Source organism: Streptomyces flaveolus (assembly GCF_000716535.1).
Classification (GTDB): domain Bacteria; phylum Actinomycetota; class Actinomycetes; order Streptomycetales; family Streptomycetaceae; genus Streptomyces; species Streptomyces flaveolus_A.
Map to the genome: position 1 here is coordinate 48,750 of NZ_JNWV01000026.1, position 22,406 is coordinate 71,155.

18 protein-coding genes and 1 riboswitch are annotated in these 22,406 nt (G+C 73.0%); of the genes, 7 read left to right on the forward strand and 11 right to left on the reverse strand.

The annotated features are described in order from the left end of the window. Nucleotides 1-271 precede the first annotated feature (271 nt). The gene (locus OO52_RS27180) at nucleotides 272-1,060 is read left to right on the forward strand and encodes a VOC family protein (protein ID WP_030647484.1); all 789 of its coding nucleotides are present in this window, start codon (nucleotides 272-274) and stop codon (nucleotides 1,058-1,060) included. A gap of 4 nt (nucleotides 1,061-1,064) precedes the next feature. Here OO52_RS27180 and OO52_RS27185 read toward each other — a convergent pair whose 3' ends face one another. The 5 genes from OO52_RS27185 to OO52_RS27205 are packed head-to-tail and all read right to left on the reverse strand — an operon-like array spanning nucleotide 1,065 to nucleotide 6,807. Beyond that, nucleotides 1,065-1,724 (reverse strand): thymidine kinase, encoded by a 660-nt coding sequence (locus OO52_RS27185; RefSeq protein WP_030647487.1) that lies wholly within the window; start codon nucleotides 1,722-1,724, stop codon nucleotides 1,065-1,067. A 46-nt stretch (nucleotides 1,725-1,770) separates the two neighbouring features. Next, nucleotides 1,771-2,967 (reverse strand): alkaline phosphatase family protein, encoded by a 1,197-nt coding sequence (locus tag OO52_RS27190; protein WP_030647490.1) that lies wholly within the window; start codon nucleotides 2,965-2,967, stop codon nucleotides 1,771-1,773. Next, on the reverse strand, nucleotides 2,967-3,563 hold the full coding sequence (locus tag OO52_RS27195; protein ID WP_030647492.1) for a DUF5998 family protein: 597 nt from the start codon (nucleotides 3,561-3,563) through the stop codon (nucleotides 2,967-2,969). Before OO52_RS27195 ends, OO52_RS27190 begins: the two co-directional genes overlap by 1 nt. A 1-nt stretch (nucleotide 3,564) precedes the next feature. Then, nucleotides 3,565-3,978 (reverse strand): hypothetical protein, encoded by a 414-nt coding sequence (locus OO52_RS27200; RefSeq protein ID WP_030647496.1) that lies wholly within the window; start codon nucleotides 3,976-3,978, stop codon nucleotides 3,565-3,567. Between the two features lie 18 nt (nucleotides 3,979-3,996). Further along, nucleotides 3,997-6,807 (reverse strand): bifunctional GNAT family N-acetyltransferase/acetate--CoA ligase family protein, encoded by a 2,811-nt coding sequence (locus OO52_RS27205; protein ID WP_030647499.1) that lies wholly within the window; start codon nucleotides 6,805-6,807, stop codon nucleotides 3,997-3,999. A 176-nt stretch (nucleotides 6,808-6,983) separates the two neighbouring features. Here OO52_RS27205 and OO52_RS27210 point away from each other — a divergent pair, with 176 nt between their 5' ends. After that, entirely contained in the window at nucleotides 6,984-7,265 is a 282-nt protein-coding gene (locus OO52_RS27210) for an HPr family phosphocarrier protein (RefSeq protein WP_014675499.1), read from the forward strand. A 146-nt stretch (nucleotides 7,266-7,411) separates the two neighbouring features. Here OO52_RS27210 and OO52_RS27215 read toward each other — a convergent pair whose 3' ends face one another. The 4 genes from OO52_RS27215 to OO52_RS27230 all read right to left on the reverse strand — a co-directional run bounded on the left by OO52_RS27215 (nucleotide 7,412) and on the right by OO52_RS27230 (nucleotide 12,251). Beyond that, the gene (locus tag OO52_RS27215) at nucleotides 7,412-8,098 is read right to left on the reverse strand and encodes a GntR family transcriptional regulator (RefSeq protein ID WP_030647503.1); all 687 of its coding nucleotides are present in this window, start codon (nucleotides 8,096-8,098) and stop codon (nucleotides 7,412-7,414) included. 198 nt (nucleotides 8,099-8,296) lie between these two features. Next, a complete protein-coding gene (locus OO52_RS27220; protein ID WP_030647507.1) occupies nucleotides 8,297-9,052 on the reverse strand; it encodes a M23 family metallopeptidase in 756 nt (251 codons plus the stop codon). Nucleotides 9,053-9,064: 12 nt separating this feature from the next. After that, a riboswitch (cyclic di-AMP (ydaO/yuaA leader) is annotated at nucleotides 9,065-9,225 on the reverse strand. Nucleotides 9,226-9,462: 237 nt separating this feature from the next. Further along, nucleotides 9,463-10,851, reverse strand: coding sequence for a M16 family metallopeptidase (locus OO52_RS27225; RefSeq protein WP_030647510.1), 1,389 nt, complete (start codon nucleotides 10,849-10,851; stop codon nucleotides 9,463-9,465). Continuing rightward, nucleotides 10,848-12,251, reverse strand: a complete 1,404-nt coding sequence (locus tag OO52_RS27230; RefSeq protein WP_030647513.1) for a M16 family metallopeptidase — start codon at nucleotides 12,249-12,251, stop codon at nucleotides 10,848-10,850. The genes OO52_RS27225 and OO52_RS27230 overlap by 4 nt, the downstream gene beginning before the upstream one ends. 258 nt (nucleotides 12,252-12,509) lie before the next feature. Here OO52_RS27230 and OO52_RS27235 point away from each other — a divergent pair, with 258 nt between their 5' ends. Further along, nucleotides 12,510-14,969, forward strand: coding sequence for a DNA gyrase/topoisomerase IV subunit A (locus tag OO52_RS27235; RefSeq protein ID WP_030647516.1), 2,460 nt, complete (start codon nucleotides 12,510-12,512; stop codon nucleotides 14,967-14,969). Between the two features lie 79 nt (nucleotides 14,970-15,048). On the opposite strand, the gene OO52_RS27240 is transcribed toward OO52_RS27235, so the two are convergent. Further along, nucleotides 15,049-16,158 carry a CobW family GTP-binding protein gene (locus tag OO52_RS27240; RefSeq protein WP_030647519.1) on the reverse strand — a complete coding sequence of 370 codons (1,110 nt, stop codon included), beginning with the start codon at nucleotides 16,156-16,158 and terminating at the stop codon, nucleotides 15,049-15,051. Nucleotides 16,159-16,358: 200 nt separating this feature from the next. Continuing rightward, nucleotides 16,359-17,525, reverse strand: coding sequence for a citrate synthase/methylcitrate synthase (locus OO52_RS27245; RefSeq protein WP_030647522.1), 1,167 nt, complete (start codon nucleotides 17,523-17,525; stop codon nucleotides 16,359-16,361). A gap of 124 nt (nucleotides 17,526-17,649) precedes the next feature. Here OO52_RS27245 and OO52_RS27250 point away from each other — a divergent pair, with 124 nt between their 5' ends. The 4 genes from OO52_RS27250 to OO52_RS27265 all read left to right on the forward strand — a co-directional run bounded on the left by OO52_RS27250 (nucleotide 17,650) and on the right by OO52_RS27265 (nucleotide 22,393). Next, the gene (locus tag OO52_RS27250; RefSeq protein ID WP_030647525.1) at nucleotides 17,650-18,906 is read left to right on the forward strand and encodes a citrate synthase; all 1,257 of its coding nucleotides are present in this window, start codon (nucleotides 17,650-17,652) and stop codon (nucleotides 18,904-18,906) included. A 53-nt stretch (nucleotides 18,907-18,959) separates the two neighbouring features. Continuing rightward, nucleotides 18,960-19,901, forward strand: a complete 942-nt coding sequence (locus tag OO52_RS27255; RefSeq protein WP_030647528.1) for a sucrase ferredoxin — start codon at nucleotides 18,960-18,962, stop codon at nucleotides 19,899-19,901. Nucleotides 19,902-20,036: 135 nt separating this feature from the next. Then, the gene (locus OO52_RS27260) at nucleotides 20,037-21,716 is read left to right on the forward strand and encodes an ATP-binding protein (RefSeq protein WP_199819971.1); all 1,680 of its coding nucleotides are present in this window, start codon (nucleotides 20,037-20,039) and stop codon (nucleotides 21,714-21,716) included. After that, the gene (locus tag OO52_RS27265) at nucleotides 21,713-22,393 is read left to right on the forward strand and encodes a DUF7342 family protein (RefSeq protein ID WP_030647534.1); all 681 of its coding nucleotides are present in this window, start codon (nucleotides 21,713-21,715) and stop codon (nucleotides 22,391-22,393) included. Before OO52_RS27260 ends, OO52_RS27265 begins: the two co-directional genes overlap by 4 nt. Nucleotides 22,394-22,406: the final 13 nt, after the last annotated feature.

Consider the following 22,406-nt stretch of genomic DNA (forward strand, 5'->3'; position numbering starts at 1 on the left):
ACTCTGCTCGGCCGGACACGCTCGATCACCGGGTGTACGTGATCGAGCACATGCTGTACAGCCGACGGACACCCGTCGGCCATCGTCAGGAAGCGGCGAGAGACGGCAGACCGGGCATCCTCCCGGAGGTACGGCCGAGCGGCGCGGTACGGCCCCGCGGCACCGCGGAGGATGCGGGCACCGGCACGGGCGTACGCGCCGGCGGCGTGGACACCCTTCCGGGGAGCGGAAGCGACACGGCCACCACGAGGGGCCGAGGAGAGAGTGATCGATGACCGAACGGGAGTCGGCCGGTCCGCACGCGCGGCGCGTGCCCGGCACGCCCTGCTGGGTGAGCCTGATGGTGCACGCGCTGGACACCACCGAGGAGTTCTACGGTGAGCTGTTCGGCTGGGAGTTCCTGCCGGGCCCGCAGCAGCTCGGGCCCTATGTGCGGGCGCTGCTGGACGGGCGGGAGGTCGCCGGCATGGGCCAGCTGTCGCCGGACCGCCGGCTGCCGGTCGCCTGGACGCCGTACTTCGCCTCGGACGACGTGGACCAGACCGCGGACACCGTACGGCTGTGCGGCGGCACGCTGGCCGTCGGGCCGCTGGACGCGGCCGAGGCCGGGCGGATGGCGATCGCCTCCGACCCCTCCGGGGCGGTGTTCGGGATCTGGCAGGGCTCCGCGCATCTCAGCACGTCGATCACCGGCGTACCCGGCACGCCCGTCTGGAACGAACTGGTCACCTTCGAGACGGAGAGCGTCGCCAAGTTCTACAAGAGCGTGTTCGGCTACGAGGAGGAGCCGGTGGTCTCCGCCGACTTCGACTATCTGACCCTGCGCCTCGACGGCCGTCCGGTGGCCGGGCTGCACGGCGTCGGCCACGGCCTGCCCCGGGACCGGGGCCCGTACTGGCGGACGTACTTCGAGGTCGCCGACCTCGCCGAAACGCTGCGGCAGGTCACCGGCCTGGGCGGCCGGATCCTCAAGCCGGCCCACGACAGCCCGCACGGGCGGCTGGCGACGGTGGCGGACCCGGAGGGCGCCGAGTTCACGGTGGTCCAGGATCCGAGCTGAGCGCTCAGGGGGTCCCGTAGGACGGGACGGGCAGCACGTCCGGGGACAGGGCCGCCGCGCGGGCCGTCGCCGCGGTCATCCGGCGCCGGTGGTGGCGCCGGCACAGCACCTCGTACCCGACGTGGCCCGCGGACTGGTTGACGTCGCCGACGACCACCTGGGCGCCCTCGACCACCATCTCGCCGTCCACCGTGCGGGCGTTGTGCGTGGCGCGTGCGCCGCACCAGCACAGCGCCTCCACCTGAAGCACCTCGATCCGGTCGGCCAGCTCCACCAGCCGCTGGGAGCCGGGGAACAGCTTGGAGCGGAAGTCGGTGGTGATGCCGAAGGCGAACACGTCCAGGCCGAGGTCGTCCACCACGCGCGCGAGCTGGTCTATCTGCTCGGGGGCGAGGAACTGCGCCTCGTCCGCGATCACATAGTCGGCCCGGCCGCCCCGCGAGAGGTGGTCCACGAGATAGGCGTACAGGTCCTGGCCGTCCTCGACCTCCACCGCGTCGGTGACCAGGCCCAGCCGGGAGGACAGCTTGCCTTCGCCGGCCCGGTCGTCCCGGGTGAAGATCATGCCGGCCAGGCCGCGCGCGGAGCGGTTGTGCTCGATCTGCAGAGCCAGCGTCGACTTCCCGCAGTCCATCGTTCCGGAGAAGAACACCAGCTCGGGCATGAGGAGTTGAGCACCTTTCGGCGAGTCGCTGAGGAGGGCGGACGGTTCAGGAGCGTACTTCGAGCAGCGGGACGAGCTGCTCGGCAGGGGTCATCGAGCCGTGGTTGCCGACCAGCGCCGACTCCTTGGGCTCCCGCTCGGAGGCGATGATCAGGACGTCGTCGTGCGCGGCGGCGACCACGTCCCCGATCCGCGGGTACACGCGCTCGTCGCATTCGCCGGGCCGCCCGAACCAGCCGGCCGCGATCGCCTCGTCCCGCGACGCCACCCAGAACTGCTCCCCGAGCACCTCCCGCCAGCAGGTCAGGACGTCGTTCTCGGCGCCCGGCACCGCGTACACGTGCCGGGCCCGGCCCTCGCCGCCCAGCAGGGCGACCCCGGCGCGCAGTTCCCAGTCCTCGTCGAAGTCGATGCGGTGCTGCTCGTCGAACGGGATGTCGACCATGCCGTGGTCGGCGGTGACGTAGAGGGCGCTGCGCGGCGGCAGCTGCTCCGCCAGGCGCTGGACGAGCCGGTCGACGTACATGAGCTGGCCGCGCCAGGTGTCGGAGGCGATGCCGTAGCGGTGTCCGGCGCCGTCCAGCTCGGCGTAGTACGTGTACACCAGCGCGCGGTCCGCGGCGGCCAGTTGCCCGGCCGCGAGGTCCATGCGCTCCTCGCCGGTGAGCCGTCCGTGGAAGCTGCCGCCGCTGAGCGCCACCTTGGTGAGCGGGGTGTGCTCGAAGGCGGGCGAGGAGACCTGGGCGGCGTGCACCCCGGCCTGGTGGGCGAGCTGGAAGACGGTGGGGTGGGGCTGCCAGGAGCGCGGTTCGGTGTACGGCTGCCAGCGGAGCTGGTTCATCAGCGCGCCGGTGTCCGGGTTGCGCACGGTGTAGCCGGGCAGGCCGTGGGCGCCGGGCGGCAGGCCGGTGCCGACGGAGGCGAGGGAGGTCGCGGTGGTCGCCGGGTAGCCGGCGGTGAGCGGGCGGCCGGTGCCGCCGCGCGAGCTGCCGAGCAGGGAGGCCAGGAACGGGGCCTCGTCCGGGTGGGCCTTGAGCTGCTCCCAGCCGAGGCCGTCGATCAGGAAGACGCAGACCCGGTCGGCGGGGGTCAGTTCCTCGATCGTGGCGGTCAGGCCGGGCACGCCCATGCCGGCGGCCAGGGTGGGCAGCAGGTCGGCGAGGGAGCCGGTGCCGTACTCGGGCAGCGGCGCGGTGTCGAGGGCGAGGGGTTCCGGGTGGTCCCAGGCGGAGAGCTGGGACATCAGCGTGTGACGTCCGCGGTCGCCTCCGAGATGGCCTGCGCGAAGGCGAGTGCCTGGCGCACCGTCTCCGGGCCGTCCCCGGCCTCGCTGACGCGCAGGCTGAGGTCGTCCGCCGTGGAGCTGCCCGTGTAGCCGTGGTCGGCGTCGCAGTTGGGGTCGCCGCAGGCGGCGGGCTCCAGGTCGATGCGGCTGACCGCGCCCCAGCCGATGGTCAGCACGACCTCGCGGGGCGGCGTGCCCGGCGTGTACTGCTCGGGGTTCGCGACCACCCGGCTGACCACGACCGAGGAGATCCGGTCGAGCTTCACGGACTCGGTGGAGGTGGTGGCGTACGGCGTCGGGGACGTGCTGTCGGCGGCCTGCTCGTCGGTGTGGCTGACGATGAAGCGGTTGCCGGTCAGGACCAGCACCGTGACGTGCCGGCGCACCTCGTTCTGGTCGAAGGTGGTCTCCTGGTGGACCAGGTACGACCGGATGGGCTCGCCGCCCACAGCGGCCTCCACCGCCTCGGCCACGAGGGCCGGGTAGTAGCCGCTGCGCTCGATCGCCGCGCGCAGCCCCTGGGTCGTCGTACTGGTCTTGGCCATGGCGTCCATCCTAATCCGTGGGCAAGGGCGGTCCGGGCCAGTCGCGCGTACCGGGGGCGGTCCGCTCGCCCGCGCGCGGGCGCCCCGGCACGAACCCCGGCCGGACCCCCGGCCCTTCGGCGGCGGCCCGGCAGGGGACGGCCGCCGGGCCCCCGGCGTCCGCTTCGGACGCGACGACGAGGGGTGCCTCGTCCCCCGGGCCGCACGTGAGAGGTGCCGTCTCCTCGGGCGCGGGCGGACGGAAGAAGGGGTCCTGGAAGCCCGGCGGGCCCGGGACGGAGGGCGGGCCGGTGAGGATCACTTCCAGGCCGTGGTGACGGGCGAGGCCGTACCCGGCGGCCGGGCCCGGCCGTCCCGCGTCGCAGGCGATGACCTCCCCGTCCCGCCGGCTGCCCCCGGGCGGCTTCCCTCCGGCGATCTCCATGTGGTCCCCCCGTGCCGCTCAGTAGGCCGGCAGGGTGCGCGGGCCCAGGTCGTCACGGGCGGGCGGCGGCGCGAGCCGTACGGTGGCGCCGAGGACGCTGGCTCCGTGGGGGGCGACGACGACCGGCTCCAGGGTGACCGCGACCACCTCCGGGTGGTCGTCGACCAGCCGGGACACCCGCAGCAGCAGCTCCTCCAAAGCCGGGGTGTCCACGGGGGTGGAGCCGCGCCAGCCGAACAGCAGCGGTGCCGTCCGGATCGACCGCACCAGCGAGGTCGCCTCCCGGTCGGTGACGGGGATCAGCCGGTGGGCCATGTCACCGAGCAGCTGTGAGGCGGCCCCGGCCAGGCCGAAGGACAGCACGGCTCCGGCCGCCGGATCGATCACCGCGCGTACGACCGTGTCCACCCCGCGCGGTGCCATCCCCTGCACCACCGGCCGCAGCTCCTCCGGCTGCCCGAACATCTCGGTCAACTCGGTGTACGCCCGCAGCAGTTGCTCCTCGTCCGCGAGGTCCAGGCGTACGCCGCCCAGGTCGGCGCGGTGCCTGAGGTGCGGGGCGGTGGCCTTGAGGGCGACCGGGTAGCCGAGCGCGCGGGCGGCCTCGACGGCGGCGTCCGGGGTGAGGGCGGGTAGGGCGCGGCGCACGGGTATGCCGTACTTGGCGAGCAGTTCACAGGTCTCCGCGTCGGAGATGGTGAGCCCTTGCCCGCGCGCGAGCAGCTCGCCGATCAGCCGGGCGGCCCCCTTCTCGTCGATGTCGTCGTACTCCGGCACCTTCCCCGGATCGGCCGCCTCCCGCCGCCACCGCGCGTACTTCACGGCTTCGGCGAGGGCGCGGACGGCGCGTTCGGCGGCGGGGTAGGCGGGGATGGGGTGGGTGCCTTCGGGCGGGGTGGTCAGTGGGGCGGGGGCCCCCGCTCCCCCGGTGCCGGGTGCCTTCTCGACGGCCCCCGGTGCGGTGCTCGCCGCGGCCGACAACGCCGCCGCCAGTCCCCCGAGCTCCACGTGCACCACGAGCACCGGTTTGCCCGGCACCGTCGCCGCGGCCGACCGCAGCGCCTCCGCCAGCTCCGCGTCCCCCGGCGAGCCCTCCCCGATGGCGGGGATCGCCGTGACGACGACGGCGTCGTTGGTGCCGTCGGCCAGTGCGGCGGCGAGTGCCCGGTGGAAGTCCTCCGCCGTCGCCCCGGTCGTCAGGTCCACCGGCCGGGCCGGCCGCAGTCCCTCGGCGAGACACCGGTCGTACGTCAGCACGCCCAGCGACTCCGAGTTGCCGAGGATGGCCACGCGCGGCCCGGCGGGCAGCGGCTGCCGCGCGAGCAGCAGGCCCGCGTCGACCAGCTCGGTGATCGTGTCGACCCGGATCACGCCGGCCTGCCGGAGCAGCGCCGAGACGGTCTCGTACGGCAGTCGGGTGGCCCGTACCGCGTGCCCCTGCGGTGCCGTGCCGGTCCCCTGCACCACGACCAGCGGCTTCGACGCCGCCGTCCGCCGGGCGAGGCGGGTGAACTTGCGGGGGTTGCCGATCGACTCCAGGTACATGAGGACGACGTCGGTCTCGGGGTCGTCGTACCAGTACTGGAGGACGTCGTTGCCGGAGACGTCGGCGCGGTTGCCGGCGGACACGAAGGTGGACACGCCGGTGACCCCGGTGACCCCTCCGCCGCGCCGGTGCAGCCGGGACAGCAGGGCGATGCCGATGGCGCCGGACTGGGCGAACATCCCGATGCGGCCCGGCCGGGGCATCTCCGGAGCGAGGGAGGCGTTCAGCCGGACGTCCGGGGCGGTGTTGATGATCCCGAAGGCGTTGGGACCGATGATCCGCATGCCGTACGCGCGCGCGGCCCGGACGAGGGCCCGCTGCCGCTCGCGCCCCTCGGGCCCGCTCTCGGCGTATCCGGCGGAGAGCACCACCAGCCCCTGGACGCCGTGCTCCCCGCACTCGGCGACCACGGCGGGCACGTGCGCGGCCGGTACGGCGACGACGGCCAGGTCGACATGCCCGTCGATGTCCCGCACCGAGCGGTGCGCGGGCACCCCGTCGACCTCCTTGAGGTCCTCCGGGAAGGCCTTGTTCACGGCGTAGAGGCGGCCGGGGTAGCCGGCGTCGCGGAGGTTGCCGAGGACACCGCGGCCCACCCCGCCGGGGGCGCGGCCGACACCGACGACCGCGACGGAGCCGGGCGCGAGGAGCCGCCGTACGGAACGGGCCTCGGCGCGCTGTTCCCGCGCGCGCTGCACGGCGAGGGAGCGGTCGGTGGGTTCGAGGTCGAACTCCAGGCGGACGACGCCGTCCTCGAAGCTGCGCTTCTGGGTGTAGCCGGCGTCCGTGAACACCTTGATCATCTTGTTGTTGGCGGGCAGCACCTCGGCGGCGAAGCGGCGGATGCCCCGCTCGCGCGCGACGGCCGCGATGTGCTCCAGCAGGGCGGAGGCGACCCCGCGGCCCTGGTGGGCGTCCTGCACCAGGAAGGCGACCTCGGCCTCGTCGGCGGGCGCGGACGCGGGCATGCCGTCGGTGCCGATGCGGTCATAGCGTACGGTGGCGATGAACTCGCCGCCGACGGTGGCCGCGAGTCCCACCCGGTCCACAAAGTCGTGGTGCGTGAAGCGGTGGACGTCCTTGGCGGAGAGCCGTGGGTACGGCGCGAAGAAGCGGTAGTACTTCGACTCGTCCGAGACCTGCTCGTAGAAACTGACCAGGCGGTCGGCGTCATCAACGGTGATGGGCCTGATGCGCGCGGTGCCACCGTCGCGCAGCACCACGTCCGCCTCCCAGTGGGCGGGGTAGTGGTGCCGGTCCTGCCGGTCCGCCGGGGTCTGCATGGGCCCCAGCGTACGGCTCGCGTCCGACAAGGGCGCGAGGCAGTCTGTGGAGGACGGGAAGCCGGACCGAGGCCGCGGTCCGGTGCCACGCCGGAGGGGACGAAGGTCCGCTCCGGACACGCTTCACGATATGGGAAACTGGTCTAGACAACCTGAACACCGAAGGGCAGCAACACATGGCTGAGCGCCGCGTCAACGTCGGCTGGGCCGAGGGCCTCCACGCCCGCCCCGCCTCCATCTTCGTCCGAGCCGCCACGGCCGCAGGCGTCCCGGTGACGATCGCCAAGGCCGGGGGCAACCCCGTCAACGCGGCCTCCATGCTGGCCGTCCTGGGCCTGGGCGCCCAGGGTGGCGAGGAGATCGTCCTCGCCTCCGACGCCGAGGGCGCCGACGCCGCCCTGGACCGTCTGGCCAAGCTGGTCTCCGAGGGTCTGGAAGAGCTGCCCGAGACCGTCTGAGCGACCACCGCACAGAGCGCCGGAGCCGCGTTCGCCTTTCGGGGCGGCGCGGCTTCGCTGTGTGCGGTGGGAATTCGGCACAGTGAATTCGGGCAGCAGGAAATACCCCGCCCGGAAATAACTCCTCTTTGTATACGGTGCGCTTGTTAATGCCGCGGGCCCGGCATGTTTACGGCGTGTTGCGAAGTCCTCACGCGCTCCGCGGCAGGGGAAAAGCGCAACCGGTGCGCGCCCGTCGCATGCTCGGCGTGCAGCGCCGTGAGCGCCCGCGCGCGCTCGGCGTCGCCGCGCGCGACGGCGTCCACGATGGCACCGTGCTCCGTCCAGGAATCCACCGGACTGGCCGGTGCCTCCACCGTGTACATCCAGGCGATCTTGTGCCGAAGCTGGGTGAGCATCGCGGTCAGCGAGGTGCTGCCGGAGGCCTGGGCGAGCGTCTCGTGGAACCAGCCGCCCAGCGAGCGCAGATCCTCGTTGCTGCCCCTGCGGGCCCGCTCCTGGCCCAGCCGGACCAGACCGCGCAACACCTTCAGATGGGCCTCGGTGCGCCGTTGGGCGGCCCGGGCGGCGCCCAGCGGCTCCAGCAGCGTCCGCATCTCCAGCAGGTCGGCGGCCTCCTGCTCGGTCGGCTCGGCCACGCACGCGCCCGCGTGCCGGCGCGTCACCACGAACCCCTCGGCCTCAAGGGTGCGCAGGGCCTCGCGCACGGGGACGCGCGAGACGCCGTAGCGGCGGGCCAGGACTTCCTCGGTGAGGCGGCTGCCGCGCTCGTAGACACCCGCGACGATGTCGTCCCGGATGGCCGTGCACACCGAGTGCGCCGGAATACGCATGACCGACCTCCGTCTTAATCCCCGTGAAACGCCGACGATGGACGCGTGTTCCGTGACTCTATTCCAATGAGCCGGAATTTCCGACGGCGGCCCCTAATTCATGGTCGTTTTTTGGGCAGCGGATCCGGCGGACACCGTGAAAAACGGCGAAAGCCCCGGCTCGGTGAGCCGGGGCCTGGGACCGTCGTGCGGTCGGTGTCAGATGTTCACGCCGTGCCTGCGGAGGTAGGCGACGGGGTCGACGTCCGAGCCGTACTCGGGAGTCGTGCGCGCCTCGAAGTGCAGGTGCGCCCCGGTGACGTTGCCGGTGGCGCCGGACAGGCCGATCTGCTGGCCCGCGACGACCTTCTGGCCCACCGCGACCGCGATGGACGACAGGTGTCCGTACTGGGTGTACATGCCGTCGGCCATGCGGATCACGACCTGGTTGCCGTACGCGCCGCCCCAGCCCGCGGAGACGACCGTGCCGGAACCCACCGCGTGGACGACCGTGCCGCTGGCCGCGTGGAAGTCGATGCCGGTGTGCGAACCGGAGGACCACAGGGAGCTGCTCGCCTGGTAAGCGGTGGAGACGTACGAGTGCGCGATGGGGGCGACGAAGGCGTTCAGCCGCTTGCGCTCGGCCTCGCGGGCGGCCCGGGCCTTGGCCGCGCGGATCTCCTGGGCCCGCTCGGCCGCCGCCTTGACCGCGGCCTCCTCGGCCGCCTTCTGCTCGGCGGCCTGCTGCTGCGCGGCGGCCTGCGCGCCGATCTCGTCGGCGACGTCCTCGGACACGGCGACGACCGGGGTGAGGCCGGTCTGCTCCGTGGAGTTCTCGGCGGCGAGCGCCGGGGAGGCGGCGAGGGTGCCGATCACGCCGGTGGTGGTGAGGGCCGCGACGCCGGCCGCCTGAGCGGTGGTCCGCTTGACCCGGCCGGGCTTGCGGTGCTTGCCGGTGGCGCACATGAACGCCATGAAGTGGCTGGTCCTTTCCTTCCCTCTCGCCTACCGGGTTAGCTGACGGGTTCGGAGCAGGAAGGTCTCCTACGGGCCCCCTCGCTGCCGCGCGGGCGCCCGATTCACCCCAGGGACGGTGGGTCCCCGGCTCCCCTGGCTCGCGCCGTACGGGGACTCGGCGATGGCTGTCCGGTGCCGCGGGTGCGGCGCACTGCCTGACGGACAGCCCGGACGAAGCTACGCAGGCACGCTGTCAATCCTCAAACGCAACCCGGTTTTTGTAGCGCATCCCACAGGGCAGACAGGCAACCTCCGCCCCAAATCGGGCATCTGGGGAACGGAGTGGAACAGCGTGGGGCCCTGACGACCCGTAGGTCGTCAGGGCCCCACGCGCGCGTGCCGTCACCCGGCCGCCACGACGGTCACGTCTACTCGGCCGCCACCACGGTCACTTCACCGATGCCCAGCGCCTCCACCGGCGCCTTGATCTGCGACGCGTCACCGACGAGGACGGTCACCAGGCGGTCCACCGGGAAGGCGTTCACGACGGCCGCGGTGGCCTCCACCGTGCCCGTGGCCGCCAACTGCCGGTACAGCGTCGCCTGGAAGTCGTCGGGCAGGTGCTGCTCGACCTGGTCGGCCAGCGTGCTCGCGACGGCCGCCGCGGTCTCGTACTTCAGCGGCGCCACACCGACCAGGTTCTGCACGGCGACGTCCCGCTCGGCGTCGGTCAGGCCCTCCGCCGCGACGGTCCGCAGCACCTTCCACAGGTCGTCCAACGCCGGGCCGGTGTTCGGCGTGTCCACGGAGCCGCTGATGGCGAGCATCGCCGCGCCCGTGCCGTCCGGCGCGGACCTGAGGACCTGCCCGAAGGAGCGCACGCCGTAGGTGTAGCCCTTCTCCTCGCGCAGCACGCGGTCCAGGCGGGAGGTGAGGGTGCCGCCGAGGCAGTACGTGCCGAGCACCTGGGCGGGCCACACCCGGTCGTGGCGGTCGGGGCCGATCCGGCCGATGAGCAGCTGCGTCTGGACCGCGCCGGGCCGGTCCACGATGACCACGCGCCCGGTGTCGTCGGCGGTGACCGGCGGCACCGGCCGGGGCTCGCCCGGGGTACCGGTCCACGCGCCCAGGGTGTCGCCCAGCAGCGCGTCCAGGTCCGTACCGGTCAGGTCGCCGACGACCACCGCGGTGGCCGTGGCGGGCCGCACATGGCGGTCGTAGAAGGCGCGGACGGCCGCCTCGTCGATCTTCTCGACCGTTTCCTCGGTGCCCTGGCGCGGACGGGACATGCGCGAGGTCGCAGGGAACAGCTCCTTGGAGAGTTCCTTGGCGGCCCGGCGGGAGGGGTTGGCCAGCTCGTGCGGGATCTCGTCCAGCCGGTTGCGGACCAGCCGCTCGACCTCGCTCGCGGCGAAGGCGGGCGCGCGCAGGGCGTCGGCGAGCAGGCCGAGGCCCTTGGCCAGGCGGGAGGCCGGGACCTCCAGGCTGAGCCGCACGCCGGGGTGGTCGGCGTGCGCGTCCAGGGTGGCGCCCGCGCGCTCCAGCTCGGCGGCGAACTCCTCGGCGGAGTGCTTGTCGGTGCCCTCGGAGAAGGCCCGCGCCATGATCGTGGCGACGCCGTCCAGGCCGGCCGGCTCGGCGTCCAGCGGCGCGTCCAGCAGCACCTCGACGGCGACGACCTGCTGCCCCGGGCGGTGGCAGCGCAGCACGGTCAGACCGTTGTCGAGCGCGGTGCGCTCGGGCGCCGGGAACGCCCACGGCTTGGCCTCGCCGGGCTGCGGCTGGGGGTGGAAGTCCATGGTGGCGAGCTCGGTCACTTGGCCGTCTCCTCGTTCTCGGTCTCGTCGCGGCCCGCCTCTACGGTCGCTTCCTGCTCGGGGTCCTCGGGGACCTTGGCGTCCTCGACGGCCTCCGGCGACTTCGGCTCGTAGACGAGGACGGCACGGTTGTCGGGCCGCAGGCGGGCCTTGGCGACCTCCTGGACCTCCTCCGGGCTGACCTCCAGGACGCGCTTGACGGCGGTCAGGGCGAGCTGCGGGTCACCGAACAGGACCGCGTACCGGCACAGTTCGTCGGCGCGGCCGGCGACCGTGCCGAGCCGGTCCAGCCACTCGCGCTCCAGCTGGGCCTGGGCGCGCTCCATCTCCTCCGGCGTGGGGCCCTCCGCGGCGAACCGGGCCAGCTCCTCGTCGATGGCGGCCTCGATGACCGGCACCTCGACGTCACCGGAGGTCTTCACGTCCAGCCAGCCCATGGACGGCGCGCCGGCCAGGCGCAGCAGGCCGAAGCCGGCCGCGACGGCCGTCCGGTCCCGGCGCACCAGCCGGTTGTACAGACGGGAGGACTCGCCGCCGCCCAGGATGGTCAGGGCGACGTCGGCCGCGTCGCACGCGCGCGTGCCGTCGTGCGGGAGCCGGTAGGCGGCCATCAGGGCGCGCGCCGGGACCTCCTCCACGACGACCTCGCGCAGCTGCTCGCCGATGGTGTCCGGCAGGGAGCCGTCACGGGGGGCGGGCTTGCCGTCGTGGGAGGAGATGGAACCGAAGTACTTCTCGATCCAGGCGAGGGTCTGCTGGGGGTCGATGTCGCCGACCACGGAGAGCACCGCGTTGTTCGGCGCGTAGTAGGTGCGGAAGAACTGGCGGGCGTCCTCCAGGGTGGCCGCGTCCAGGTCGGCCATGGAGCCGATCGGCGTGTGGTGGTAGGGGTGGCCCTCCGGGTAGGAGAGCGCGGTCAGCTTCTCGAAGGCGGTGCCGTACGGCACGTTGTCGTAGCGCTGGCGGCGCTCGTTCTTGACGACGTCCCGCTGGTTCTCCATGGACTCGTCGTCCAGGGCGGCCAGCAGCGAGCCCATGCGGTCGGCCTCCAGCCAGAGCGCCAGCTCCAGCTGGTGGGCGGGCATGGTCTCGAAGTAGTTGGTCCGCTCGAAGCTGGTGGTGCCGTTCAGCGAGCCGCCGGCGCCCTGCACCAGCTCGAAGTGGCCGTTGCCCTTGACCTGCGCGGAGCCCTGGAACATCAGGTGCTCGAAAAGGTGAGCCAGACCGGTACGGCCCTTGACTTCGTGGCGGGAGCCGACGTCGTACCAGAGGCAGACCGCCGCCACCGGGGTCAGGTGGTCCTCGGAGAGCACCACGCGCAGACCGTTGGCCAGGCGGTGCTCGGTCGCTGTCAGGCCCCCGGAGCCTGCCTCGGCTGTGGTCGTGTGACCCATGGGCATGTACGTCCCTTCGCGAGCGGAGGCGGTTGATGGAAACCGCGGTTTTCCTGCCGTTCCTGCCACTGTATGCAAAGCGTGCGGGGCCTCGGCGAAGTTCCCGCGGGACGTACGCCCACAGCGGATTCCGCGACCCGCCCGGGCCCCGGCCCGGCTCCCGGCAGGTCGTGGGGAACCGGGTCGTGGCACGGGTTGTCAGTGCCTCGGTCCACAATGGTCGGCGTCAGTTCCGTCCATCCTTTCAGCAAGGAGCCGGCAGCGATGGCCCGCCGCAGCACGAAGACCCCGCCGCCCGACGATTCGTTCGAGGAGAGGATCCTCGACATCGACGTCGTGGACGAGATGCGTGGCTCCTACCTGGAGTACGCGTACTCGGTCATCTACTCGCGCGCCCTGCCGGACGCCCGTGACGGCCTGAAGCCGGTGCACCGCCGCATCGTTTACCAGATGAACGAGATGGGCCTGCGCCCCGAGCGCGGCTATGTGAAGTGCGCCCGTGTCGTCGGCGAGGTCATGGGCAAGCTGCACCCGCACGGCGACGCGTCGATCTACGACGCCCTGGTGCGCATGGCGCAGCCCTTCTCCATGCGCGTGCCGCTGGTCGACGGCCACGGCAACTTCGGCTCGCTGGGCAACGACGACCCGCCGGCCGCCATGCGGTACACCGAGTGCCGGATGGCCGAGGCGACGAGCCTGATGACCGAGTCGATCGACGAGGACACGGTCGACTTCGCGCCGAACTACGACGGCCAGGAGCAGGAGCCGGTGGCGCTGCCCGCCGCCTTCCCGAACCTGCTGGTCAACGGCTCCTCGGGCATCGCGGTCGGCATGGCGACGAACATGCCGCCGCACAACCTGCGCGAGGTCATCGCCGCCGCCCGCCACCTGATCCGGAACCCGAACGCGGACCTGGACGCGCTGATGAAGCACGTCCCGGGCCCGGACCTGCCCACCGGCGGCCGGATCGTAGGCCTGGACGGCATCCGGGACGCGTACGCGACCGGCCGCGGCACCTTCAAGATGCGCGCGACGGTCTCGGTCGAGCCGGTCACCGCCCGCCGCAAGGGCCTGGTGGTCACCGAGCTGCCGTTCACGGTCGGCCCCGAGAAGGTCATCGCGAAGATCAAGGACCTGGTCAACGCGAAGAAGGTCCAGGGCATCGCCGACGTCAAGGACCTCACCGACCGCGAGCACGGCCTGCGCCTGGTCATCGAGATCAAGAACGGCTTCGTGCCGGAGGCGATCCTGGAGCAGCTCTACAAGCTGACCCCGATGGAGGAGTCCTTCGGCATCAACAACGTCGCCCTGGTCGACGGCCAGCCGCTCACCCTGGGTCTGAAGGAGCTGCTGGAGGTCTACCTGGACCACCGCTTCGACGTGGTCCGGCGCCGCAGCGAGTTCCGCCGCGGCAAGAAGCGCGACCGGCTGCACCTGGTCGAGGGCCTGCTCACCGCGCTGATCGACATCGACGAGGTCATCCGGATCATCCGGTCCAGCGAGAACTCCGCGCAGGCCAAGGAGCGCCTGATCGAGCGCTTCTCGCTGAGCGAGGTGCAGACGCAGTACATCCTCGACACGCCGCTGCGCCGGCTCACCAAGTACGACCGGATCGAGCTGGAGGCGGAGAAGGACAAGCTCACCGCGGAGATCGAGGAGCTGACCCGGATCCTGGAGTCGGACACGGAGCTGCGCAAGCTGGTCTCGGCCGAACTGGCCGCCGTGGCGAAGAAGTTCGGCACCGACCGGCGCACGGTCCTGCTGGAGTCCGCGGGCGCCCCGGCGGCCACCGTCCCGCTGCAGGTGGCCGACGACCCGTGCCGGGTGCTGCTGTCCTCGACGGGGCTGCTGGCCCGTACGGCGACCGACGAGCCGTTCCCGGAGGCGGCGGGCGCCAAGCGCGTCAAGCACGACGTGATCGTGTCGGCGGTGCCGGCGACGGCGCGCGGAGTGATCGGCGCGGTGACCTCGGCCGGCCGGCTGCTGCGGATCAACGTGGTCGACCTGCCGCAGCTGCCCGAGTCGACGACCGCGCCGAACCTCTCCGGAGGGGCCCCGCTGGCGGAGTTCGTCTCCCTGGAGGACGACGAGACGGTGGTCTGCCTGACCACGCTGGACGAGTCGTCCCCGGGTCTCGCGCTCGGCACCGAGCAGGGCGTCGTCAAGCGCGTGGTGCCCGACTACCCGTCCAACAAGGACGAGTTGGAGGTCATCACGCTCAAGGAGGGCGACCGGATCGTCGGCGCGGTGGAGCTGCGCACCGGCGAGGAGGACCTGGTGTTCATCACGGACGACGCGCAGTTGCTGCGCTTCCAGGCCTCCATCGTCCGCCCGCAGGGCCGCCCGGCGGGCGGCATGGCGGGCATCAAGCTCACCGAGGGCGCGAAGGTCATCTCCTTCACGGCGGTCGACCCGGCCGCCGACGCGGTGGTGTTCACCGTGGCGGGCTCGCGCGGCACGCTGGACGACTCGGTGCAGACGACGGCCAAGCTCACCCCGTTCGACCAGTACCCGCGCAAGGGCCGGGCCACGGGCGGCGTGCGCTGCCAGCGGTTCCTGAAGGGCGAGGACTGCCTGTCGCTGGCCTGGGCAGGGCCGGTGCCCGCGCTCGCGGCGCAGAAGAACGGCACCCCGGCGGACCTGCCGGAGCCGGACCCGCGCCGGGACGGCTCGGGCACGTCGCTGCCGAAGACGGTGGCGGTGGTGGCGGGGCCGGTGCTGTAGGGGGCTCCGGGCGGGCCCCAAGGGGCCGGCCGGAGGCTGTAGCGGTCTCCGGCCGGGCTCCATGGGGCGGCCCGGGTCTCTAGGCGGGCGGTTCCTCCACGTCGGCTTCCGCTTCGTCCGGGCCCTGTACGTAGCGCAGGACGCCCCACATGCCGTGTTCGTCGGCGTGTGGGGCGTCGTCGCCGCACGCCTCCAGTTCCTTGCCGAGAGTGTCCGCGTCGATGCCGGCACCGATCAGCACGAGCTGGGTGAGGCGGTCCTCGCCGGGCGCCCAGGGCTCCGGGTAGAAGCGCAGGAACCGGCCGACGGCGTGCACGGCGTAGCGGTTGAGCGGGTCGTACGGCCCGAAGTCGACGTACCCCTTGATCCGGTACAGCCCCTCGGGCCTGCTGTCCAGGAACCGCATGAGGCGACGGGGCTCCAGGGGCACGCCGGAGGTGAAGGACAGGCTGTCGTAGCCGGTGTGCAGATGCCCGGCGTGGCCGTCGGTGCCGTGGCCGTCGCCGTCGTGGTCGTCGCCGTGGTGGTCGTCCAGGTCGTCGAAGGAGAGCTGCCCGAGGCGCTCCTCGCTCGGTCGGCAGTCGAAGAGGAACTCCGGGTCGATCCGCCCGTAGGTGGCGGGGACGACAGCGGCGCGGTCGGTGAGCGAACGGACGACCCCCAGGATCCGCTCGGCGTCGTCCGCGCGGTCCAGCTTGTTGACGACGACCAGGTCGGCGAGGGCCAGGTGCCGGTCGATCTCGGGGTGCTTCGCCCGGGTGCCGTCGAACTCGGCGGCGTCGACGACCTCGACCAGGCCGCCGTAGACGATGCCCGGGTGCTCGCTGGCGAGCACCATGCGCACGAGTTCCTGGGGCTCGGCCAGCCCACTGGCCTCGATGACGATCACGTCGATCCCGGCGCCGGGCGCGGCGAGCCGGTCCAGGTAGAGGTCGAGTTCGCTCGCGTCGACGGCACAGCACAGGCAGCCGTTGCCGAGCGAGACGGTCGAGTCGCCCAGGGCGCCGGCGACGGCCATCGCGTCGATCTCGATGGCCCCGAAGTCGTTGACGATGGCCCCGATCCGGCTGCCTCCGCTGCGGTGCAGCAGGTGATTGAGGAGCGTGGTCTTTCCGGAGCCCAGGAAACCGGCGAGCACGACGACCGGGATCTGCTGCGGACTGCCGCTGCGTGCCAGGCTGTTCCCCAACGGGCGACCTCTCTGACGTACCGGAGCGCACCGGTTCGCGGCCGGTGCGCGGACGGGTATGGACTGCCCGTCAAGGATACGAGCGGGGCCGGGCCCGAAGGTGTGCGGCCGTCGGTGCGGGGACATGGCGGTCGGTGCCGGGACACGGCGGTCGGCACGGGGGCACGGCGGCCGACGCGAGGGCACGGTGGTCCGCCGTGTCACTCGGCGGCGGGCACCGCCGCCTGGGGCTCCGGTCCCACGTACCGCGCCACCGGGCGGATGATCTTCGGGTCGGCGGCCTGTTCCAGGATGTTGGCGCTCCAGCCCACGACCCGCCCCGCCGCGAAGGTGGGGGTGAACATCTCCCGTGGCAGGCCGCACAGTTCCATGACCACGCCGGCGTAGAACTCCACGTTCGTGTGGAGTTCGCGGCCGGGCTTCAGCTCGGCGAGGATGGCCTCCACGCGGCGCTCGACCTCCACCGCGAAGTCCACCCGCGGACCGCCGAAGCCGAGGGCGATCTCGCGCAGCATCCGGGACCGCGGGTCCTCCGTGCGGTAGACGGCGTGCCCGAAGCCCATGATCCGATCGCCGGCGAGCACCCGCTCGCGGATCCAGGCGTCGATCCGGTCGGGCGTGCCGATCGCGTCCAGGGTGTCCAGGGCCCGACTGGGCGCGCCTCCGTGCAGGGGCCCGGACAGGGCGCCGACGGCACCGGTCAGGCAGGCCGCCACGTCGGCGCCCGTGGAGGCGATGACGCGTGCGGTGAAGGTTGACGCATTGAATCCGTGATCAATGGTTGAGATCAGGTATTGCTCGACCGCACGCGCCCGGCGCGGTTCCGGTTCCGAACCGGTCAACATGTACAGGTAGTTGGCCGCGTACGAGAGGTCCTCACGCGGCTCGACCGGGTCGAGGCCGCGACCGAGCCGGTACAGCGCGGTGAGCAGGGTGGGTACGGCCGCGCAGGCGGCCACGGTGTCGGCGCGGCGCCGGTCGGCGTCGATGTCGTACACCGGCCGGAAGCCCCGCGCCGCGCCGAGCAGGGACAGCGCCGTGCGCAGTCCGGCCAGTGGTCCGGAGCTCCGCCCGGCCGCGGCGATGGCGGGCAGGGCCGCGCGGACGTCATCGGGCAGGCCCCGCAGCGCGGCGGTCTCGGCGGCGAAGGCGGCACCGCGCCGGGCGTCCGGGAGGGTGCCGTGGACCAGGAGGTGCCAGACGTCCTCGAAGCTCCGGGTGCGCGCAAGGTCGACGGCCGGGTACTGGCGGTAGTGGTAGAAGCCCTCCCGGCCCCGGACGTCACCGATCTCGGTTTCGGTGACGACGACGCCGGCGAGTCCGCGCGGGGCGTCGATGAGCGGGGTGGCGGTCGTGTGGACGGCCATGATTTCCCTCCCGGTTCTGTCTCTGAACTTGATCCGACTGTCCATGCTTGACTGGTTCCGTGTCAACGTTGATTGAATCAATGTCTAGTCATCAAGGTGTGCAGAGGCGACTACGGTGACCCCCATGCGCGATCACGACACCGCTCCCCACCGTCCCGGGCACCGGCTGAGCACCAAGGAGACCGCCGAACTGCTCGGCGTGAAGCCCGAGACGGTCTACGCGTACGTGAGCCGCGGCCTGCTCAGCAGCAGACGCGAACCCGGCGGCCGGTCCAGCACGTTCGAGGCCAAGGAGGTGGAGGCCCTCGCCCGCCGCAACCGGCGCGAGGCGGCCGGGAGCCCGGGATCCGGCGGGGACCTGTCCGTCCGCACCCGGATCACGCTCATCGAGCAGGACCGGTACTTCTACCGGGGCGTGGACGCCGTCGACCTGGCCACCAGCCGCTCCTACGAGGAGGTCGCCGAGTGGCTGTGGACCGGCCGGCCGGCCCCCGGGGTGACGTTCTCCGCGCCCGCGGCCACCGTCGAGGTCGCCCGCCGCGCGGTGGACGCCCTGTCCGAACACGCCTCCCCGGTCGACCGGCTGCGGGTCGCCGCGATCGCCGCTGCGGCCGAGGACCCGCTGCGCTTCGACCTGTCCGAGGACTCCGTGCTGAACACGGCGCGCGTCCTCATCCCGACCCTCGTCGCCGCGCTCCCACCCGTCCGTGCCGACCACAAGGACGGCGGGCCGCTGGCGCAGCGCCTGTGGGGGCGGCTGACCGGCCACCCGGCCGACGAGGCCTCCCTGCGCGTCCTGGACACCGCGCTCGCGCTGCTCGCCGACCACGACCTGGCCGCGTCCACGCTGGCGGTCCGGGTCGCCGCCTCGGCCCGGGCGCACGCGTACGCGGCCGTCTCCGCCGGGCTCGGCGTGCTGGAGGGCCCGCTGCACGGCGCCGCCAGCGGCCTGGCCCACCGGATGCTCCTGGACGTCCTCGACCAGGGCACGGCGGTCCCCGTGATCGCCGACGAACTGCGCGCGGGCCGCCGCGTCCCCGGTCTCGGCCACCGGCTGTACGCGGGCGAGGACCCCCGCGCGCGGGTCCTGTTCGGCCTCCTGGAGCAGGTCCCGCGCGCGGAGTCCGCGCTGCTCGCGGCCCGTGACATCGTCGCGACGACCGCCCGGCACACCCCGCTGCACGCCAATGTGGACCTGGCCCTCGCGGTGTTCACGGCGTCCAGCGGCATGCCGGCCACCGCCGGTGAGACGATCTTCGCCGTCGCACGGACCGCGGGCTGGATCGCCCACGCTCTGGAGGAGTACGGCGAGCGCCCGCTGCGCATGCGCCCCAGCGGCCACTACGTCGGTCCGCGCCCGCCGCAGCCCCTGCCGGACTAGGACACGGGCGGGCCGGAAGTCGCCCCGGGGAAAGTCAGGTTAGGCTCACCTCTGTGAGTAGGTGTGCGACCGTCTCCCGGAGCCTCGACGAGCCGGTGTCCGGTACGGCAGCGACGGCGACGACGTGGCTGCTGCTGGAGCAGCCCGGCCCCTGGGGCGCCAAGGCGCTCACGTCCAGCCACCTGGACCCCGCACTGGGCCGGGCGCTGGAGGCGGCGGCCGACGGAACCGGCGTGCGGATCGCGCTCATCCGGCGCCCCGGGCGCCACGCCGACCCCGGCACGCCCCCGGTCCGGCAGGTGTACGCCGCGCACACCGTGCCCGGTCGCGTGTGGCTGCGCGACGCCACCACGCGCGATCCGCGGCCGCTGCTCGACCTGGACTTCGCCGGCCTCGGGGCGGGCGACCACCGTTCCTTCGACACGGTGCTCGGCGGACGGCCGCACCGGGGTGATCCGCTGGCGCTCGTGTGCACCAACGGCAAGCGCGACCGCTGCTGTGCCCTCCTGGGCCGCCCGCTCGCCACGGAGCTGGTCGCCTCGGGGGTGCGCGGCGTCTGGGAGGTCACCCATCTGGGTGGACATCGGTTCGCGCCCACGGTGCTCGTCCTGCCGTACGGCTACGCCTACGGCCGCGCGGAGGCGCACACCGTCAAGGAGGCCCTGCACGGCGTCCAGGAGGGGCGCGTGGTCGTGGAGGGGTGCCGGGGGTGTTCGGCGTGGGAACGACCCGGCCAGGCGGCGGAGCTGGCCGTCCGGTCGGCGGCGGGCGAGTACCGGGCGGGTGTGCTCAGTGTCGTGCGGACCGACGACACGGCTCCGGGCTGGGAGGTCACCGTCCGGCACGCCGACGGCCGCCGGTGGCGGGTCACCGTGGCGCGGGGGACGTCGCTGCCGCCCCGCCCGGAGAGCTGTGGCGCGGAGGTGCTCGGCGCGCCCGCGCGGATGGACGTGGTCGAGGTGCGCGAGCTGAGGCCGACGGCGCTGGCGAGCTAGCCGGTGCGGGTGCCGTCGCCGGCGTGGGTGCCGTCCTGGGCATGGGCGGCGTCCACCCTTGATCAACGTATGGATCAAGAGATCCACACCACACCCGCTGGGGTGCGTCCGGCCGCCCCACGTACGGTCATGGGTATGAGCCCCACTCCCCCCGCCCGCCGGCTGCGCCTCGGTCTGCCACGACGGATGTTCTCCCAGGTGCTGCTGATGCAGGTGGCGATCGCCGCGGGAGTCGCGGTGCTCGCGACCGGGCTCTTCCTCGCCCCGCTGAGCAAGCAGCTCGACCAGGAGGCGATGCGCCGCGCGCTGGCCATCGCCGAGACCACCGCCCAGGACCCGCAGATCGCCGAGGGCGTCCTGACCACCCCGCCGACCCGGAACGGCCCGGTGCAGGAGGAGGCCGAGCGGATCCGGCGGGCCACGCACGCCGAGTACATCGTGGTGCTGGACCGGGACTGGGTGCGCTGGTCGCATCCCACGGCCTCGGAGATCGGCCGGCGCGTCTCCACCGACCCCACCGACGCCCTGGCCGGCCGGGAGGTCATGGAGATCGACAGGGGCACCCTCGGACGCTCGGCGCGCGGCAAGGTGCCGCTGTACGACGCCGGTCACCACATCGTCGGCGCGGTCTCCGTCGGCATCGCCTACGACAGCGTGCGGGCGCGGCTGATCAACGCGATCCCGGGCCTGTTCGCCTACGCCGGTGGAGCCCTCGCGGTGGGCGCGCTGGCCGCCTGGCTGATCTCGCGCCGGGTCCAGCGGCAGACCCGGGACCTGGCCTTCTCCGACATCTCGGCGCTGCTGGCGGAGCGCGAGGCGATGCTGCACGGCATCCGGGAGGGCGTGGTCGCCCTCGACCGGGGCGGCCGTGTCCGCCTGCTGAACGACGAGGCACGGCGGCTGCTGGGCATCGGCGACGAGGCCGTCGGACGGACCCCGGACGAGGCGCTCGGCGCGGGCCGTACGACGGACGTGCTGGCCGGCCGGGTGACCGGCACCGACCTGCTCACCGTGCGCGGCCATCGTGTCCTGGTCGCCAACCGCATGCCCACCGACGACGGCGGCGCGGTGGCGACCCTGCGCGACCGCACCGAACTGGAACAGCTGGGACGCGAACTCGACTCCACGCGCGGGCTGATCGACGCCCTGCGCGCCCAGGACCACGAACACGCCAACCGCATGCACACCCTGCTGGGGCTGCTGGAGCTGGAGATGTACGACGACGCCGTGGAGTTCGTCGGCGAGGTGGTCGGGGACCACCGGGCCACCGCCGAGCAGGTCACGGAGAAGATCCAGGACCCGCTGCTGGCCGCGCTTCTGGTGGGCAAGGCGACCGTGGCGGCCGAGCGCGGGGTCGCCCTGTGGGTGTCGGAGCGCACCCGGCTCCCTGACCGGTTGATCGATCCCCGCGGCCTGGTCACGGTCATGGGCAACCTCGTGGACAACGCTCTCGACGCGGTCGCGGGCACACCGCACGCGCGCGTGGAGGTCGAGTTGCGCGCGGAGGGCCGTACGGTCGTCCTGCGGGTGCGCGACACGGGCCCCGGGATCCCCGAGGACCAGCGGGAGCTGATCTTCACGGACGGGTGGTCCACCAAGAAGCCGCCCGCGCACGGCAAGCGGGGCATCGGGCTCTCCCTGGTGCGCCGGCTCGCCGAGCGGCAGGGCGGGAGCGCGACCGTGGGCGCGGCGGCCGGCGGGGGCGCGGAGTTCACCGTGGTCCTTCCCGAGGCGCTGACCGAGCCGGAGCTGGAACCGGCGGTGTCCGAGGGGTCCGTGCAGATTGCTGCCGTCGCCGAGGAGGAAGCGCGATGATCGAGGTCCTGGTCGTGGACGACGACACCCGTGTCGCCCGGGTCAACGCCGCATACGTGGAGAAGGTACCCGGCTTCCATGTCGCCGGTGAGGCGCACAACGCGGCGGAGGCGCTGCGCCAGGTCGAGGCGCTGCCCCGGCTGGACCTCGTCCTGATGGACCACTACCTGCCCGACGACACGGGTCTCGCGGTGGTCCAGGAGATGCGCCGGCGCGGCCACCAGACCGACGTGATCATGGTGACGGCCGCGCGGGACGTGTCGACGGTGCAGGCGGCCATGCGCCAGGGCGCGCTGCAGTACCTGGTGAAGCCGTTCGCCTTCGCCGGTCTGCGGGCGAAGCTGGAGGCGTACGCCGAGCTGCGGCGCACCCTGGACGGCGGCGGGGAGGCCGAGCAGGCGGAGGTGGACCGCATCTTCGGTGCCCTGTCGGCCCCGTCGGAGCCCGGGCTGCCCAAGGGCCACTCCCCCACGACGGCCGAGTTGGTGCGCCAGGCACTGCTGAACGCCGAACGCCCCCTGTCCGCACAGGAGATCGCCGAGCGTACGGGGGTGAGCCGGCAGACCGCCCAGCGGTACCTGAAGCTCCTGGAGCGCACGGGCCGGGCCCGGCTGACCCTCAAGTACGGCGACGCGGGCCGCCCGGAACACCGTTACGTGTGGGCGACCCGCGCCTGAGCGCGCTTCACAT